Origin of the sequence: Streptomyces sp. WM6372 (assembly GCF_001279655.1) — a bacterium.
GTDB lineage: Bacteria > Actinomycetota > Actinomycetes > Streptomycetales > Streptomycetaceae > Streptomyces.
Genome location: NZ_LGDB01000217.1, coordinates 82,790 through 99,476, shown reverse-complemented (window position 1 = coordinate 99,476; position 16,687 = coordinate 82,790). Strand labels below are relative to the sequence as shown.

Below are 16,687 nucleotides of genomic sequence, written 5' to 3'. Positions count from 1 at the left end.
CCATCCTCAACCTCCAGCAGCTGGAAATCGCCGAGGAGGAAGGCGGCCTGCTCCTCATCAGCAGCGCCAGCTTCCAGTGCCACAACACCAGCTTCCACTGAACCACGGGCGACACACCCGTTCAGCTGGTGCGGTGACGATCCGTTCGCGGATCGGAACGGTCTGCGGGGCAGTGCCCCGCAGACCGTTCCGTCATGTCCTGCCCTTCCACCGGGTTCGGGCCCGCATCCACCCAACCGGCGGCGGATGGAATCCGCCGCCCCCGCACCCGGTCACCCGGGCGGTCTCAGTTGAGCCGCTTGCGGGGGCATTCTTCGCTGCCCCACGCGGTCGTGGTGGCGCAGTGGTCGTGGTCGTGGTCGTGGTCGTGGTCCTGGTCCTGGTCGTGGATCTCGCCGAGCCGGATGCCCGGATGCCGATCTGCCTCGCCCACGGCCGTACCGGCCGTGGCCGTGCCCGCCGTCGCGCTCGGTGTCGCGCTCGCCGCGCCCGTCCACACCACGCCCGCGGCGGCCAGCACCGCCATCCCCCGTACGGTCTTCTTGATCACGACAACTCCTCCGTGACGTATGGCATGTGACTGGCGGGGCTCCGGCCGGTCATGCCGTTCCCCCTGGCACTCCCGACTCTGCCAGCCGCGGGATGACACCGGCAGACCCGTAAGGGATCATCTGTGTGCCATGCACTTTTAGGAGGCAAGCACATGGAGGCGGGCGGGGACGAGGGCATGCCCGAGGTCGACCACGCGGCGATCCTGCTGTACCGGTGGATGCTCGTGCAGGGCGGGCTCGCCACATCGGCGCTGCCGAGGGCCGCGGCCGAGACCGGCCTGACGGAGGAGGAATGCGCCGCCGCGCTCCGCTTGCTCACCGACAGCTGCCTGGTACAGGCCGAGGGCGAGGGCTGGCAGGCCGTCAGCCCGCAGGCGGCGGGGGCCCGGCTGCTGTCCGGACCGGAGGCCTCGCTGCGCGCGCACGAGGAACAGTTACAGGCACGGCGCGACGAACTCCAGCGCCGGCGCGATGCGTTCACCGGCCTCATCCCCGTCTATCTGCAGGCACGGCAGCACGCCTTCCCGCAGGGCACGATCGACCACCTCGCCGACCAGTTCGCGGTGCGGGCGCTCTTGACGGAAGTCATCGACAACTGCCGCGAAGAGGTCCTCGTGTCCAAGCACGGCGGCTCCTTCCCGGAGGCCGCGCTGCGCGAGGCGCTGCCGCGAGACCTGGCGCTGCTGGAGCGAGGTGTGCGGATGCGCAGCCTCTACCAGCACGCCACCCGGTTCGACCCGGCGACACGGACCCACACGGAGCGGCTGATCGAGGCGGGGGCCGAGGTACGCACGCTCCCGGAGGTGCTCCCACAGATGATCATCGTCGACGGGGAGCTGGGCTTCCTGCCGTCCCGGTCCGGCGGGGCGCTGCTGATCCGGGAGCCGGACCTGCTCGGCTACCTCCTGGACGTCTTCGACCGGGACTGGGAGTACGCGACGCCGTTCGCCACGGGCCCGCAGGCGGCCCACGACATCTCGGAAACGGTCAAGCGGAGCATCCTGACGCTCCTGGCCAAGGGGCTGAAGGACGACTCCATCGCGCGACGTCTGGGCATTTCGCTGCGGACCTGTCGCCGGCACGTCTCGGAGTTACTGCTCGGGCTGGGTGCGCACAGCCGCTTCCAGGCCGGGGTGATCGCCGAGCGGCAGGGTCTGACGCAGACACCCCGGTCGCTGCCGGAACAGGCGGCGCCCGCTCCGGCCACGGATCCGGAGCCGGAGCCGGAGCCGGCCACAACCACGGACACAACCACGGCCACGGATCCGGCCACCGCGGAGCCGACCGCGGCCGGCCCGGACGGCCCGTCCCGCTGCTGCCCCGGCTGCGGTGCGCCGCTCCAGGCGGCCGGGGGCCGCCGCCCGGTGTCGGGCCGAGCGGGCCGACCGGCACGGCATTGCTCGGCCGCCTGCCGGGCACGGGCGTACCGGGCCCGGCGCAGGCCGGGGTCCGGGGAAACCGGGCCCGCCGACAGCGCGTGACGAAACACCGCCCCGTCACGAAACCCCTGGGGCGCAGGCCCGCCTCGAAGCGCGGAGGGGCCGTCGGACGTGGCTCCGGGCGGCCCCGCGGCTCCGCCCGGCCGCCGTTGGTCCCCCACTCGACAGGAAGCGCGACGGAAGCGATGATCGGCTTCGGTTCGGGGGGACGTACGGGCGTGACGTGAAGGTCTGGTGTCGGTCGTCCTGTTGGCCGGTCGGCACCGTGCCCGCGACATCAGGGGAGATGCCGGTGTTTAGAGCGGTGACGGATGCGGGCGCGGCGGGCACGACGGCAGGGCCGCTGATCGGGCGGGACACCGAACTGGACCAGCTCACCCTGCTGTTGACGGAAGAGCGCCGGACGAGCAAGGTCGCGGTGATCGAGGGCACGGCCGGCATCGGCAAGACCCGGCTGCTGGGCGCGCTGGCCGAGCGGTCCGCGGCGGCGGGTCGCGAGGTGCTGCGGGGAGTGGCCACTCCGGCCGACACCGAGGTGCCGTACGGGCTGCTGATGCACGCGCTCTACCACACCCCGGCGCTGGACCTGCTGGAGGAGTTCGCCGACCGGCCGGCCCCGGGGGCCTCCCAGCTCCACCGCAGGCACCGCCGGCTGCGGGACACCCTGTTGGAGAACGCCGACCGCGCGCCGGTGCTCCTCGTCCTGGACGACCTCCAGTGGGCCGACGAAGAGTCCCTGCGACTGCTCGAACACGTCTTGCGCGGGCCGGCCGACCAGCGTCTCGGCCTCGTGCTGGCGCACCGCTCGGGGGGCTGCCCGCCGTGGCTGGCGCGGGCGCTCGGGAACACCGCCGCGCTGCGGATCGCGCTCGGCCCGCTGGCCCCGGCCGACGCCGCCCTGCTGGTGCCGGGGGCCCCGCCCGCCCGGGAGCGCCGGCTCATCGCGGCGGGCCGCGGCAACCCCCGCCAGCTGCGCGCCCTCCACTCCCTGACGGCCGCCCTCCCGGCCGACCGGGCCGACGAGCTGGCGGGCGAGCTGGCCTCGGGGGACCCCCGTCCGGTGGGCCTCCTCGACGGCTGGTACCCGGACCCCGACCTGCTCGGCGAGTTCGACAGCCTGCCGGCCGGCGCCCGGGCGGTGCTGCAGGCCGCCGCCGTCGCCGGTGCGGAGTTCGACCCGGCGCTCGTCGCGGAGGTGGCCGTGCTGCCGCAGCGCCAGGTCGGCATCGCCCTCGACGAGCTGGCCGACCACGGCTGCGTGGTGGGCAGTGCCGGGTGGTACCGGTTCGGCAGGCCGCTGCTGGGCTCCGTCGGCTACCGTCTGGCGGGCCCCGCCTGGCGCGTCGAGGCGCACCGGCGAGCCGCCGCCCATCTCGACCGGCGCGGCTCCGCTCCCGGCGCCTGGGCCGCGCACGTCGAGCACCTGGCCCATACGGCGTCCGGGGACGAGCTGGCCCGGCTCGTCGACATCGCCTGGGCGGAGCTGCACCAGGCGCCCGAGACCAGCATCCGGCGGCTGCGCACCGTGCTGCGGGTGCTCGCCGACCGGGGTGACGGTGTCCAACTGCGGCGGGCCGCACTGCTGTTGGGACGTGCCCTCACGGTCACCGGCCGGCTCGACGAAGCCGCCGAGGTGCTGCGCCCGCTGCTCTCCGCCTCGGGTGGGGACTCGACGGCAGCGGCGGACCTCCTCGCACTGGGCGAGCGGCTGCGCGGCCGGGGCGAACGCGCGTACCGACTGCTGCGCGAGACCGGCCTCTCCGATGACGCCCCGGCCGACCCGGGCGTGGTCCCGCGCCAGTGGCCGCGTACGGCAGGCACGGCGGCCCGCGCGCGGGAGGCCGCGTCCGGCGGGCCGGACACCTCGGTGGAGACCGAGATCAGCCTGGCCAGACGCGAGATGATGAACGGTCAGTGGGAGCGATGTCTGGGCCGGCTCGACACCCTCGACATCCCGTCGGACCGCCCGGAACTCGCGGCGGCCGCCGACGCCCTCAGAAGCCTCAGCCTGATCGTCCAGGGGGACGTGCCGGGCGCCGTCGACGCGCTCGACTCGGCCGAGCGCAGCGCCGACTCCCTCACCGGGAGCGAGCGGCTGCGGCTCCTCGGCGGTCTGCCCGACCTGTGCTGGGCGGAGATCCTGCTGGAGCGGCCGAACCAGTGCGCCCGCCGGGTCGAGGAGGCCCTCGCGCTCGCGGAGGCCCACCACCACCGCTACATGCTGCCGGAACTGCACGTCGTCCGTGCCTCGTTACTGACCGCGTCCGGACCGATGGAGGAGGCCCTGGCGGCGGCGGACACCGCACTGGAGCTGGGCCGGTCGCTCGGCACGACGGAGATGCTCGCGCCGGCCGCGGGCCTGCGGCTGCGGGCCATCCTGTACGGGGCAGGCCCCGAGGCCGCCGGGCCGGCGCTGGCGCTCCTGGAAGGCTGCCCGGAGCCGGAGACGTGGATGTGGGCGGGCTTCGTCCGGCACGTACGGGCCGAGGCCGGGCTGGCCCTGGGGCGTCCGCTGCCGCCGGCGGAGGCGGTCCGGCTGCTCGTGTCCCCGGATGGGGAGCGGTCCGATCCGATGTGCGTCCACGGCCACGATCTCGCGGCCGAGTTCTGGGCCCGGACGGGGGACGCCGAGGCGGTCGCCCGCCACGCCGAGCAGGCGAACCGCGTCCCGGTGCCCGGGCTCGCGGTCTGCGGCGCCGTCGCGCAGCTCGCCGGCGCCCGGCTGGCGGCCGTCCGCGCCGAGCACGAGCGGGCCGCGGGGCTCGCGAACCGGGCGGGCGACCAACTGGCGGCGGCGGGGTGGCCCGTCAAGGCCGGGCTGGCGCACCTGGTCGCGGCACGCGCCGCCCGGAGCCTGGGGCGCGACGAGGAGTTCGCCCGGGCGGTCCGCGCCGCGGAGAAGCAGTTCGAGCGGGCCGGCGCACACGCGCTGCGCAGCACGGCTGCGGAGCTGCACGGCTCGCACCCGCTCGCACCCTCCCCCTCGCACTCCCCGTCCGACCCGTCCGCCCCGTACCCCCCGTCCTCCCCGTCCTCCCCGTCCTCCCCGCCCTCCCCGTCCTCGGGCGGCCCGGACGGGTGCGGGCACGGCCGCGCGGGAGGTGGCGGGGAGGAACGCCCCGCGGACGGCGCGCCCTCCCTCCTGCGGGCCGCCGGCCCGGCGGACTCCGTCCTGTCCGCCCGGGAGCGCGAGATCGCGGACCTGGTCCTCGAAGGGCTCACCAACCAGAAGATCGCCGCCCGGCTGTTCGTCAGCGTCCGTACCGTGGAGACGCATCTGACGCGCGTCTACGGCAAGTTGGGCATCGCCCGGCGCGGGGGACTCGCCCGGGCGCTGGACTCCGTCTGACCCGCCGGCAGCCGTGGGACCGCCGCACACGGAGCGGCGGTCCCACGGCTGCCGCACACGGTGCGGCACGCGTCTTCACCGGCCCCGGAGCCTTCCGCAGCACTGCGGGAGCGCCCCGGGGCCGAACCGTTTCTCGGGCCCTCGCAGGGACGTTGCCGCGGGCCCCGTACGTACGTGTCGTGGTTTCCCGCAGTCCCCCCGCGGCCCGCCCCATACGGGTCCGCTCTGCGGGAATCCACGATCTGCGGCGCGCACCCGCCGCACTAGCGTCCTTCCTGTGCCCGGCAGACGCCGGGGAGCACGGCCCCCACCCACCGACGTGCCGGGGCGAGGCATGCCTCGCCGGCCGGCGGCCGCGGTGGCCCGGCCGGCACACACACGGACGGGAGGCAGCTGGTGCAGCAGGTCGCAGGGTCGGGCGAGAAGCGCGCAATGGCCGGCGCGGCGGACGGATTCCGTCTGCAGGGCCTGGCACGGGCTGTCCTCGCCGAGCACGGTGCCCGCGACTGGACGGTCACCGAGGACGAGGCCTGGTGCCGGGTGATGCCGCCCGAGCGGGACGAGCGGATCCAGGGCTGGAAGCTGCACCTGTCCGCGACCCGGCTGTCGGCGCCCGAGGTGGTGCACCGTGCGGCGACCGTCCTGGTCGCGGCCGGCTGCGGCTTCAAGTTCGCCAAGAGCATCGCGGTGGTCGAGGAGATGACCTCGGACCGCTACGACCGCGCCCAGTGCGGCAAGATCGTCACCTGCTACCCGGCGGACGACGAGCAGTTGCGCCGGCTCGCCGCCGCCCTGGACGAGGCCACCGCCGGACTGCCCGGCCCGGCCATCCTCTCCGACCGCCGGCTGCGCCCGGGCAGCCTGGTGCACTACCGCTACGGCGTGTACGGCGGGGTGCCGGTGCTGACCAACGACGGCAGCCACCAGCTGCGGGTCCAGGCGCCGGACGGCACCACCCTGGAGGACCTGCGCAAACCGTGGTTCTGCCCGCCGGCCTGGGCCGTGTCGCCCTTCCCCGCGGAGCCGTCCGCGGCCCCGGCCGCGGCCCCGTCGGCTCCCAGGACGCCGGGGCCGGTCCTGCTCGCCGACCGGTTCGAGATCCGCGAGGCGATCCGGCACTCGGCCCGGGGCGGCATCTACCGGGCGATCGACCACCGGACCGGAGCGGACGTGGTGGTCAAGCAGGCCCGGGCGCACGTCGGCACCCGGGTGACCGGCGAGGACGCCCGCGACGCGCTGCGGCACGAGTCCGCCGTGCTGGCGGAGCTCGACGGGATCGCCGCCGGGCACGTGGAGCTGTTCGACGTGGACGGCCACACCTTCCTCGTCCAGGAGTCCCTGCCCGGGAGCACCCTCACCCAATGGGTGCAGGACGAGCTGGACCGCACCGACCGCACGGCGGGCCTCGATCCGGCGCGGGTGGTGGAGACGGCCCGCCGTCTCGCCGCGCTGCTGGCCCTGGTCCAGGACCGGGGGATGGTCTACCGGGACTTCACCCCGAACAACATCATCGTGGGGCCCGACGGCGGGCTGCGGCTGATCGACCCGGAGCTGGCGGTGCGGCCCGGGCAGTGGGCCACGCGCGGCTTCACCGACGGGTTCGCCGCGCCCGAGGTGCTCCGCGGGCCGCGGTTCGGCCCGATGCCCGGCCTGGAGTCGGACCTCTACTCCCTCGGCGGGGTCCTGTTCTACCTGGCCGTGGGCACCGCGCCCGCGTTCCCCAAGAGCCGGCCCGAGCCGTCCTCCCCCCGGCCGCGGCTCACCGGGCTGCTCACGATGAGCGGGGTCCGCAACCGGGCCGCCCGCCTGCTGGCACCGGCCGTGCTCGGCCTGACCCATGAGGAGCCGGGAGCGCGTTGGACCCTCGCCCGGCTGGGCGAGTTCCTGGACGGACTCGACGCCGACGCCCCCGTGGCGCTCGTGGTCGACGCCCCCGTGGCGCTCGTGGCAGAGGCCGGCTCCGACAACGACCGGCTCCGGACGGCCGGTTCACCCGGCGGCGCCGCCGCCGACGGGCACCTCCCCGCCGACCGGCGCCTCCCCGCCGACCGGCTCGGCCCCGATCTCCAGCAGCGCCTGGTCGACGACGGTCTGGCCCATCTGCTGGCCACCCTCCCGGAGCCGGGCGACGACGGGCCGCGCCTGTGGTCCAGTACCGGATTCGGCAGCAGCTCCGACGCCTGCAACGTGCAGCACGGCGCCGCCGGCGTGCTCGGCCTGCTGACCCTCGCGGACACCCATGCCGGCCCCGGCGGGGGCAGCGACGCACTGCGCGCCGCCCTGTCGCAGGTGGCGGGCTGGCTCGACCGACGCCGCACCAACGTGTCGAAGCCGTTGCCCGGGCTCTACTTCGGGCGCGCCGGCACCGCCTGGGCGCTGCACGACGCCGCCCGGCGCCTCGACGACCCGGAACTGGCCGGCCACGCCGCCGAGCTGGCCCTCGCCCTGCCCGTCCGCTGGCCCAACCCGGACGTCTGCCACGGCGCCGCGGGCAGCGCGCTCACCCAGCTCCACCTGTGGCACGCCACCGGACGCGAGGAGTTCCGCCGGCGGGCGGCCGAGGCCGCCGACGGCCTGCTGGCCGCCGCCGAGTACGACGGCGACCGGGTGTACTGGCCGGTCCCCAAGGACTTCGACTCGGCCCTCGCGGGCATCCGGCACCTCGGCTTCGCCCACGGCGTGGCCGGTGTCGGGTACGCCCTGCTGGCCGCCGCCCGGGCCACCGGCGAACGGAAGTACCTGGATGCCGCCGTCGACGCCGGCAACACCCTCGTAGCCGAGGCGGAACGGGGCCCGTGGGGGGCCCGCTGGCGCACCGACCGCGACGACGCTCCCGGCAGCGGGATGCTGTACCACTGGTGCAGCGGGGCGTCCGGTGTCGGTACGTTCCTCGTCCGGCTCTGGCAGGACACCCGGGACCCCGCCCACCTGGGGGCCGCCGAGGAGGCCGCGGTCGCGGTCCGCGGCGCGCGGTGGACCTCGCCCACCGTTGCCTGCCACGGTCTGGCCGGCAACGGCGAGTTCCTGCTCGACCTCGCCGACGCCGTCGGCGGGCCGTACCGGGACTGGGCGCAGGAGCTGGCTGCCACGCTGTACGCCCGGCACGCGGTGCGGGACGGCCGCCTGCTCATCGCGGACGAGAGCGGGTTGGAGGTCACCGCCGACTGGAACGTCGGTCTGAGCGGTGTCGTCGGGTTCCTGCTCCGGCTGCGGCACGGCGGTCCGCGGCCGTGGATGGCCGACGGACCGGTGCTCCCCCAGGGCGGGCCGGCCGGCTGTACGCGGGTGCGGCCGTGAGCGCCCGTACCGCGGTCCCGCCGCCGGACGGCCGTCAGGTCGCACCGGCCGATGCCGAGGTGACGGTCCGCACCAGCTTCCGGTTCTCCGCAGACGGCCTGCGGGCGGCGTGTGTGGCCACCGGCACCGACGGGCGCCATTTCGCCGAAGGGTGGAGCCTGGGCCCGTCCGGTCCCCGTCCGGACCTGCGGACCGACCTGGGCAGCGACCCCGCCTGGACCCAGCTCCTCCCCCTCGACGGCACGAGCGTGCTGGCCTCCTGGTACGGGCGGGGCGGCGCGCAGTCACTGGCCCGGCTGACCGCCGACGGGCACCGGGACACCGTCTCCGTACCGGGCGGGCGGCCGCTGCGGCTGCTCCCGGCGCCCGAAGGGGCCGGGCTCCTGGCCCTCGGGGTGAGCGGCGGCGCGGCGCGCGACACCCTCGTCCTCGCGGTGCGCGGGGACCGGCCCCGGTTCGAGGTGACGGCCCGCGTGGCCGGCACGCTGCTGGGCGGGACCGTGCTCGGCCACCGGGTCCTGTTCACCCGACTGCTCGACGACGAACCGCGGCCGGTCGTGCTCGACCTTCGCGACGGCGGGCTCCGGGACCTGACGGCGCAAAGCGGGCCGGCCCACGTACTGGCGGCGGCCGCCGGACGGGTCCTGCTCGCCCGGCTCACCCCCGAGGGCAACCGGCTCGCGCTGGCGGACCTGGACGGTGACGCGCCCCTGCGCGCGGTCCACGGCGACACCGGTCTCCCCGGCTCGGTCCACCCGCTCGCCCTGGACCCGGACGGCGACCGGCTGGCCCTGCTCACCACGTCGGGGGCCAGGTCGTTCCTCACCGTTCTCGACCCGGTCTCGGGCACCGCCCGTCAGATCGGCATGCCGCCGGGGGACCTGCTGCCGTTCGCGGCGTGGACCGGGCACGGGCTGTGGCTGCCGCACTCCGACCCGGGCCGGCCGCGCACCCTCGGCTGGGTGCCGCCCGCCGGCACCGCCCTCGAACTTCCCGCACCGGCCCGGCCCGACCACCAGCCGGCCCGCGTGGAGACCTTTCCCGGCGCGGGCGGCCCCGTCGAGGCCGTGCTGTACGGGCCCGACTGGCGCACCGCCCGGCAGGTCGTGCTGGCCCTGCACGGCGGCCCCAACAGCCGCTGGACCCTGGGCTTCGATCCGTTCCTGCAAGCGCTGGCGGCGGCCGGCCTGGCGGTGGTCGCGCCGAACCAGCGCGGTAGCACCGGCTACGGCGCCGCCCACACGCTGGCCATCAGCGGCAGGTGGGGCGGTCCCGACCTGGCCGACGTCACCGCCGTCGGACGCTTCCTGACCCGCGAGCGCGGTGCGGGACGCGCACGGCCGGCCCTGTACGGGGTCAGCTACGGCGCCTTCCTGGCCCTGCTGGCAGCGGCGGCCGAGCCCGACGGCTGGTCGGCCTGTGCGGCCGTGGCGCCGTTCCTGTCCGGCCCGCGGCTGCACGCCGACGGCTCGGCGCAGGTCCGCTCCATGGTCGAGCGACTGGACGGTCTGACCCCCGTACGGGACCGGCTCGGTCCGCGGGACGTGGAGCGTCTGGCCCCCGCCCTGGCGGCGCCGCTGCTGCTCGTCCACGGCGCCCTGGACGACTCGGTACCGGTCGGCCACTCACGGGCGCTGGCGGCACGGCTGACGTCCCTCGGCCGTCGCCCCGGCACCGACTTCCACTACCTGGAGCTTCCCGACCGCGGCCACGCCGCGCTCGGGGCCGGAACCGCCGATCCGGTCGTCGCATCGGTCGTGCGGTTCCTCACCGGGCAGGGCCACCCCGCCCCGCCCGGGTCCGTATCGGCACCACCGGACACGAAGGGAGGTGATCACTGATGGAGCTCGACCTCGACGCCCTGCAGCAACTGCCCGCCGAAGAGGAGCAGGCCACCCCCTGCCGCCGCACCTGCTGCGTTTCAGGGATGGGAACCGGAACCGAGGACACCACCACGGCGTGAGGACGGACCGCTCAAGCGGACCTCCCACCCCGTCGCCGCGACGCCCCGACCCCGGGGCACCGCCGCGCTCCGCCGACATCCGAAGGGAGGTGATCACCCATGGAGCTCGACCTCGACGCCCTGCAGCAACTGCCCACCGAGGAGCAGCAGGCCGGTATCTGCAGCTACACCTGCAAGGTGACCTGCCCGTACACCCAGCCCGACGGGTCGTGACCGCGGTCCGGTGAGCCGGACCTCCCCGCGGCACCGCCGTGCCCCGCTGAGCACCGAAAGGAGGTGATCACCCATGGAGCTCGACCTGGACGCCCTGCAGCAGCTCCCCTCTGAGGAGGAGCAGACGACCATCTGCCGCCTCTCCTGCAAGGTCAGCTGCCAGTACACCTGCGCCGCCACCGGCGCGTAGTCCCGCCCACCCCGCCGGCCGGCACATCTGCCGACCGCACCCGCCCACAGGGAGGAACACCGTCATGGAGCTCGACCTGGACGCCCTGCAGCAGCTGCCCGCCGAGGAGGAGCAGACGACCATCTGCCGCATCTCCTGCCGGGTCAGCTGCGACGTCACCTGCGCCGCCACCGGCTGAGGTCCCGCACGAACCCGCGGCCGGCGACCTGCCGACCGTAACGAACTCCGGAGAGGAACACCATCATGGAACTCGACCTCGACACCCTGCAGCAGCTGCCCGCCGAAGAGGAGCAGGCCGGCGTCTGCGGCTACTCCTGCCAGGTCTCCTGCCCGAACACCTGCACCGTCACAGGCCGGTAGCAGCCGGAGGGGAGCCCCGGCCGGAGCCGGGAGCCGGATCGGCGGTCACGACCGCCGCGGCCGCCGAGTGCGGCACGCCGGCCCGGCCGGGCCTCCCCCGCCGCAGTCCCACCACCGGGCTGCCCCGCACGCCGGGGCAGCCCGGTGGGCGTCAACTCTTCGAAAGGACGAGCACCATGGAGATCGACCCCGACGCCCTGCAGCTCCTGCCCATGCCGGAACCGTCGGCCCACGAGCGCTGCGCCCAGACCTGCCGCATCTCGTGCCCGGTCACGGCCGACTCCGGTGCCTGAGGACGGCACCGGCGCCGCCACACCGACCGCCGGGCCCGGGGAGCGCACGCCCGCGGCCAGGGGGCCGGTCCGTGCCGCGCTGGCCCCCGTACGGCTGCGACTGGCCGTCCTGGGCGTCCTCCTGACCGCCCGGATATCGGTCGGCGTCGCCCTGCCGGCCCTCCTCGCCACCGCGGTCGGCGCCGTGCTCGACCGCACCGACGTCCGCGGCCCGGCCGCCCTCCTGGCGGCCGTGCTGGTGGCCGGCGCGCTCTGCGAGGCGGCCGCGGGACCGCTGGCCTCGTCCGCGAACGCCACCGGAACCCACCGGCTGCGCATGCTGACGGTCCGCCATCTCCTGGCGCTGGGGCCCCGGTCGCCGCACGCCGTCGGCGACGCGGTCACGCAGGTCGTGCGGTCGGCGCCGATGGCCGCGGGCCTGCCCGCCTGGGCCGCCGAGAGCGCGATCTCGCTCCTGGGGTCGGTGGCGGCCCTGGCCGCCCTCTGGTGGACGAACTGGCAGGCCGGGCTGACCTTCACCCTGGCCATGCCGTTGACGGTGCTGATCGCCCAGCGCTTCATGAAGGAGGCGGGCCGGGCCCAGGAGAACTACCTCGGGGCCCAGTCCCGGATCGCCGACGGGCTGGTGGCCGCGCTCGCCGGCGTCCGCACCATCCGGGCCGCTGGCACCCTCGCCGCCGAGACCGACCGCGTCCTCGAACCGCTGCCCGAACTCTCCGCCGCCGGACGCGCGATGTGGCGCACCGAGCGGGACGTCGTGTGGCGCCTGGGGCTCCTGCTGCCCTTGACCGACGTGCTGGTCCTCGCGGTGGCGGGCCTCGCGGTGGCGGACGGCCGGCTCAGCCCGGCGGGCCTGCTGGCCGTCTCCGGATACCTGGCCCTGGCCTCCGGCATGGTCGACCAGATCGACGTCCTGCTCGGCATCGCCCAGGCCCGGGCCGGTGCCCGCCGGCTCGGCGAGGTGTTCCGGCACGAGCCGCCCGCCGGGGGCACGGGGAACACGGTGCCCGCGGACGGCGCGGTGCTCCTGCGGGGCGTCACCGTCCGCCACGCCGGTGAGCCCGTACTGGACCGGCTGGACCTGGACCTGCCCGCCGGCGCCGCCGTCGCCCTGGTCGGCCGTACCGGCGCGGGCAAGAGCGTGCTGGCCGGCCTGCCCGGCCGGCTCACCGACCCCGACGAGGGCGAGATCTCCATCGGCGGCGTCCCGGTGCGCGAGCTGCCCCTGGACCGGCTGCGCACCCTGGTCGTGCACGCCTTCGAACGGCCCGAGCTGTACGGGCGGACGGTCCACGAGGCGATCTCCTTCGGCCGCCCCGGAGCCGACCGCGAGGACGTGGTCCGGGCCGCCCGCGCCGCGCGGGCCGACCGGTTCGTCCGACGGCTCCCGGCCGGCTACGACACCCCGCTGGACGAGGCCCCGATGTCCGGTGGCGAACGCCAACGGCTGGGCCTGGCACGGGCGTTGCTGCGTCCGGCACTGGTGCACGTCCTGGACGACGCGACCTCGGGCCTGGACACCGTGACCGAAGCCGAGGTCAGCCGCTCCGTCACCGAGCTGCTGGCCGGCCGTACCAGGCTCGTGGTGGCCCACCGCGCCGCCACCGCCGCCCGCTGCGACCTCGTCGCATGGCTGGACAGCGGCCGGATCCGCGCCTACGGCCCGCACCACGTGCTCTGGGCGGATCCCGAGTACCGGGCGGTGTTCGGGCCGGCCGGCGCGATCGGGTCCCTCGCCGGCCCGGATCCCACGAAGAAGAAGGATGAGAAGGAGGAGGAGCGGTGCCGCGTCGAACACCGTTGAGGATCGGCCTCGGACTCAGCGCCCCCGCAGCACGGCTGCTCGCCGACGGGCTGCGCGGCAGCGGAGGACCGCTGCGGCGCATCGCCGGCTGGTCGGTCCTGGAAGCCGCACCCGCCCTGGCCTCCGGCTGGGTGACCGCGGCCGCCCTCGACCACGGGTTCCTGGCCGGCAGGCCGGGCGTCGGCCTGTCCTGGATCGCCCTGCTGGCCGGGCTGTTCTTCGCCCGGGCCGCCGCCGAGCGCGCCCTGTTCACTCCCTTGGCCGATGTGGTCGAGAACCTGCGGGACACCTTGGTGCGCCGCGTGGTGCGCGGTGTGCTGGAGCGGGCCACCGCCGACGGGCGCGGCGGGCATGGCGGGCAGGGCGGGCGCGGCGGTGGATCTGCGGCCGTCGCCCAGCTGAACGGCCAGGTGGACACCGTCCGCAACCTCACCGGAACGCTGCTGCGCACCGCCCGGCCGCTGGGCGTGTCGCTGCTCGCCGCCGTGATCGGGCTGGCCGCGCTCGACCCGCTGCTCGCCGCTCTCGTACTGGCGCCACTGGTACCGGCGTTGACCGTGTTCTTCTGGTCGATGCGCCGACTGACGGCGCGCCGCCGACTGCTCGTCCTCGCCGAGGAGAAGGTCGCGGGCCACGCCGGGGCGGCGCTCGGCGCGGCCCGCGACATCACGGCGCTGGCGGCCGAACCGCACGCCGCCTCGATCGTGGAGCAGGAGGTGGCCGGGGCCGCCAGGGCACAGCTCGCCGTCGGACTGGCGGCCGCGCTGCGGGTCCCCGTGGTCCTGCTCGGCGGCCAACTGCCGCTGCTGCTGCTCCTGCTGGCCGGTCCCGGCCTGGTGGAGCACGGATCGGTCAGCCCCGGCGCGGTGGTCGGCGCGGCCACCTACGTGGCGGCCCACCTCCTGCCGGCGCTACAGATGCTGGCCGGCGCGGTGTCCGGGTACTGGAGCCAGCTGGGCGTGGTGCTCCACCGGCTGGCCGAGGCGGCGACGGTGCCGGACTCTCCGGCCCGGCAGGACCGGCAGGACCGGCAGGACCAGTTGGACCAGTTGGACCAGTTGGACCAGGCTTCCCGGTCTTCCCGGTCCTCCGGGGGCTCGAAGGTGTTGCCGGCACTCCCGGCACTGCCGGCGCCCCGGTGGCGCGGGGCGGCCCCCGACATCTCGGTGCGGGAGCTCGACTTCGCCTACGGTCCGCACGCCGAGCCCGTACTGCGTCGGCTCAGCCTGGAGATCCCGTTCGGCGACCACCTCGCCATCGTCGGCCCGAGCGGCATCGGGAAGTCCACCCTCGCGGCGCTGCTCGCCGGGATCATCCCCCCGACCGCCGGCACGGTGAGCCTCGACGGCCGCCCGGTGACGGACCTCGAGGAGGCACTGCGGTGTCGGCTGTTCGCCCTCGTCCCGCAGGAGGCGTACGTTTTCCCGGGCACGGTCGCCGCCAACCTGGCCTATCTGGCTCCCGATGCCGGACCGGCCCGACTGGAGCGCTCCGCCGCGGCGGTCGGGCTCGCCGGGGTGATCGACCGGCTCGGCGGGCTCGACGCCCGACTGCGCTCTCCGGCCGCCGAACTCTCCAGCGGCGAACGGCAGTTGTTCGCCCTGGCCCGGGTCCACGCGTGCGCCGCCCCAGTGGTGGTCCTCGACGAGGCGACCTGCCACCTGGACCCGGTCGCCGAGGAACGCGCGGAGGCCGCCTTCACCGAGCGCCCCGGCACCCTCATCGTCATCGCCCACCGGCTCGTCTCGGCCACCCGGGCCCGCCGGGTCCTGCTCCTCGACGGCGGGCGGACGGCTTTGGGCACCCATGCCGAACTGCTCGTACGCAGCCCTCACTACGCGGAGCTCGTCGGCCACTGGGCGGGCACGACGGCAGCCGACCTCAACGCCCGTGAGCAGGAGGCGGCAGGGCGCGGGTGAGCCGAGCCGGCACTACTGTCGCCGCCGCGCTGCCGGCCTCCTCCTGCGGGAGCCGGCAGCCGTGACCGCGGGCACCCGAACGGGTCGCGACGCCATGGAGCCACGATCCGCTCGGCGCAGCTCCCCGGCTGTCAGGACGGCATATGCGGCGCCGATGAAGAGCAAGCCCGGGATGGCGAACATGCCGCGCTGATCGGCCTCCAGGACAGCTTGGTACTGGCTCCGGGTGATCTCGACGGTGCCGCGCGCATTCGGCGTCGTGTCGTAGGCGAAGTACCGGCCGTCCTTCGCCTCGGCGGCCTGCAAGTTCTGCTCGCCAGCTGCGCTGAGGACCGTCATCACGATGCCCGACAGGGCCAATGCCGCAAGTCCCGTCTGCGCCTTGCCGGGAAGACACCGGAAGGCCAGCCACGCCGAGTGCCGGTCCGCGCGCGCCAAGAACATACGCACCAGCGCCGATATGAAGATCGGAAAGAGCAGCACGACGATCACCGCCAAGAGCCACCTCGACCCGCTCATGGGCAACGTGCCAGGAAGCCAGGTGAGCGCGGCCAGCACCAACAGCATGGTGCCCAGCGCGGTCGCGATACCGCCGTGCACCTTGAATGTCCACCCCATGCTCCGCAGCGTGGCACACGAACCGTTCCACGTCAGTGCCGGGCCCCGGCAACGACGACCGCCTCGCCGTGCCTGGCTCAACTCGGGAGCGTGCCCGCCGAAAGCTGAGGAGGCTGTCGGTGCTGATCGTGGGCGTCCTGTTGGTGGAACGGCAGCTGCGGGTCGGCCGGCGCCGACCCGTCCGTCGTGCGATGCGGTCCTGGCCCCGTGGGGGCATGGCCGGCCCCGCGTGATCCGGGGAGTTCTTGGGACCCGGTTGTTTCTGCGGCCGCGGCAGCGCGAAGCCCCCGCCACCTCACGGCAAGTAGCCAAAACACCAGGCAAATGCGGCGAGGCGCCGAGGTGTGGATCCGAGGCTTCGACCGCTACGCACAGAAGGGGGGAGGCGCGGGCTGGAAGGCCCGCCGGTCAGGCGACTTCCTGGCGCCCGGGCGCCTTCCGCGTCTTCACCCCGCCGACGATGAGCGCCAGCCCCACGGCGACGACGCCGAGGTAAGCGGCGGACGGAAGGTCGACGATCTTGTGCAGCCAGCCCCACTCCGTGCCGAAGAAGGTCTGCGAAGCGAAGCTGACCAGCCCCTGGGCTCCTACGACGTAGCCGATGCTTTCGACGGTGTATCCGATGGTTGTTCGCACGGATCAACCCTCTCGCGGCGTTGCCGCAAGAACGTCCTCCACAGGGCTGAAACCA

General features: G+C 75.2%; 15 protein-coding genes. 12 read left to right on the top strand and 3 right to left on the bottom strand.

Annotated features, from left to right (window positions below; translation table 11 throughout):
• Positions 1-286: 286 nt before the first annotated feature.
• Complete coding sequence (locus ADK52_RS30855; RefSeq protein ID WP_053693148.1) at positions 287-550, bottom strand: hypothetical protein; 264 nt, start codon at positions 548-550, stop codon at positions 287-289.
• A gap of 153 nt (positions 551-703) precedes the next feature.
• Between ADK52_RS30855 and ADK52_RS30850 the strand changes: the two genes are divergently transcribed.
• The 12 genes from ADK52_RS30850 (at position 704) to ADK52_RS30825 (ending at position 15,378) form a co-directional block, all read left to right on the top strand.
• Positions 704-2,032, top strand: coding sequence for a helix-turn-helix transcriptional regulator (locus tag ADK52_RS30850; protein WP_053693147.1), 1,329 nt, complete (start codon positions 704-706; stop codon positions 2,030-2,032).
• Between the two features lie 244 nt (positions 2,033-2,276).
• Positions 2,277-5,339: a helix-turn-helix transcriptional regulator gene (locus ADK52_RS30845; RefSeq protein ID WP_078988731.1), complete on the top strand. Its 3,063-nt coding sequence runs from the start codon at positions 2,277-2,279 to the stop codon at positions 5,337-5,339.
• A 396-nt stretch (positions 5,340-5,735) separates the two neighbouring features.
• Positions 5,736-8,636 carry a class IV lanthionine synthetase LanL gene (lanL, locus tag ADK52_RS30840; protein ID WP_159046072.1) on the top strand — a complete coding sequence of 967 codons (2,901 nt, stop codon included), beginning with the start codon at positions 5,736-5,738 and terminating at the stop codon, positions 8,634-8,636.
• Positions 8,633-10,477 carry an alpha/beta fold hydrolase gene (locus tag ADK52_RS30835; protein ID WP_159046071.1) on the top strand — a complete coding sequence of 615 codons (1,845 nt, stop codon included), beginning with the start codon at positions 8,633-8,635 and terminating at the stop codon, positions 10,475-10,477. The genes lanL and ADK52_RS30835 overlap by 4 nt, the downstream gene beginning before the upstream one ends.
• Positions 10,477-10,599: an ALQxL family class IV lanthipeptide gene (locus ADK52_RS43155; RefSeq protein ID WP_199828576.1), complete on the top strand. Its 123-nt coding sequence runs from the start codon at positions 10,477-10,479 to the stop codon at positions 10,597-10,599. The genes ADK52_RS30835 and ADK52_RS43155 overlap by 1 nt, the downstream gene beginning before the upstream one ends.
• Before the next feature lie 99 nt (positions 10,600-10,698).
• A complete protein-coding gene (locus tag ADK52_RS43150) occupies positions 10,699-10,812 on the top strand; it encodes an ALQxL family class IV lanthipeptide (protein ID WP_189999297.1) in 114 nt (37 codons plus the stop codon).
• A gap of 73 nt (positions 10,813-10,885) precedes the next feature.
• The gene (locus ADK52_RS43145) at positions 10,886-11,002 is read left to right on the top strand and encodes an ALQxL family class IV lanthipeptide (protein ID WP_199828575.1); all 117 of its coding nucleotides are present in this window, start codon (positions 10,886-10,888) and stop codon (positions 11,000-11,002) included.
• A 64-nt stretch (positions 11,003-11,066) separates the two neighbouring features.
• Positions 11,067-11,180: an ALQxL family class IV lanthipeptide gene (locus ADK52_RS43140; RefSeq protein WP_199828574.1), complete on the top strand. Its 114-nt coding sequence runs from the start codon at positions 11,067-11,069 to the stop codon at positions 11,178-11,180.
• Positions 11,181-11,245: 65 nt separating this feature from the next.
• On the top strand, positions 11,246-11,362 hold the full coding sequence (locus ADK52_RS43135) for an ALQxL family class IV lanthipeptide (RefSeq protein ID WP_199828573.1): 117 nt from the start codon (positions 11,246-11,248) through the stop codon (positions 11,360-11,362).
• 176 nt (positions 11,363-11,538) lie between these two features.
• Entirely contained in the window at positions 11,539-11,655 is a 117-nt protein-coding gene (locus ADK52_RS43130) for an ALQxL family class IV lanthipeptide (RefSeq protein ID WP_199828572.1), read from the top strand.
• Positions 11,648-13,459, top strand: a complete 1,812-nt coding sequence (locus ADK52_RS30830; RefSeq protein WP_053693143.1) for an ABC transporter ATP-binding protein — start codon at positions 11,648-11,650, stop codon at positions 13,457-13,459. Before ADK52_RS43130 ends, ADK52_RS30830 begins: the two co-directional genes overlap by 8 nt.
• Positions 13,438-15,378 (top strand): ATP-binding cassette domain-containing protein, encoded by a 1,941-nt coding sequence (locus tag ADK52_RS30825; RefSeq protein ID WP_107090217.1) that lies wholly within the window; start codon positions 13,438-13,440, stop codon positions 15,376-15,378. Before ADK52_RS30830 ends, ADK52_RS30825 begins: the two co-directional genes overlap by 22 nt.
• Positions 15,379-15,390: 12 nt before the next feature.
• On the opposite strand, the gene ADK52_RS30820 is transcribed toward ADK52_RS30825, so the two are convergent.
• Both ADK52_RS30820 and ADK52_RS30815 read right to left on the bottom strand, forming a co-directional pair.
• A complete protein-coding gene (locus tag ADK52_RS30820) occupies positions 15,391-15,996 on the bottom strand; it encodes a hypothetical protein (RefSeq protein ID WP_063783977.1) in 606 nt (201 codons plus the stop codon).
• 408 nt (positions 15,997-16,404) lie between these two features.
• Positions 16,405-16,632: a hypothetical protein gene (locus ADK52_RS30815; RefSeq protein WP_053693141.1), complete on the bottom strand. Its 228-nt coding sequence runs from the start codon at positions 16,630-16,632 to the stop codon at positions 16,405-16,407.
• Positions 16,633-16,687 lie beyond the last annotated feature (55 nt).

Excerpts from the sequence above, each read along its gene's own strand:
- ADK52_RS30850 (WP_053693147.1), top strand. The coding sequence starts at position 704 with ATGGAGGCGGGCGGGGACGAGGGCATGCCCGAGGTCGACCACGCGGCG.
- ADK52_RS30845 (WP_078988731.1), top strand. The coding sequence starts at position 2,277 with ATGCCGGTGTTTAGAGCGGTGACGGATGCGGGCGCGGCGGGCACGACG.
- ADK52_RS43155 (WP_199828576.1), top strand. The coding sequence starts at position 10,477 with ATGGAGCTCGACCTCGACGCCCTGCAGCAACTGCCCGCCGAAGAGGAG.
- ADK52_RS43150 (WP_189999297.1), top strand. The coding sequence starts at position 10,699 with ATGGAGCTCGACCTCGACGCCCTGCAGCAACTGCCCACCGAGGAGCAG.
- ADK52_RS43145 (WP_199828575.1), top strand. The coding sequence starts at position 10,886 with ATGGAGCTCGACCTGGACGCCCTGCAGCAGCTCCCCTCTGAGGAGGAG.
- ADK52_RS43140 (WP_199828574.1), top strand. The coding sequence starts at position 11,067 with ATGGAGCTCGACCTGGACGCCCTGCAGCAGCTGCCCGCCGAGGAGGAG.
- ADK52_RS43135 (WP_199828573.1), top strand. The coding sequence starts at position 11,246 with ATGGAACTCGACCTCGACACCCTGCAGCAGCTGCCCGCCGAAGAGGAG.
- ADK52_RS43130 (WP_199828572.1), top strand. The coding sequence starts at position 11,539 with ATGGAGATCGACCCCGACGCCCTGCAGCTCCTGCCCATGCCGGAACCG.
- ADK52_RS30820 (WP_063783977.1), bottom strand. The coding sequence starts at position 15,996 with ATGGGGTGGACATTCAAGGTGCACGGCGGTATCGCGACCGCGCTGGGC.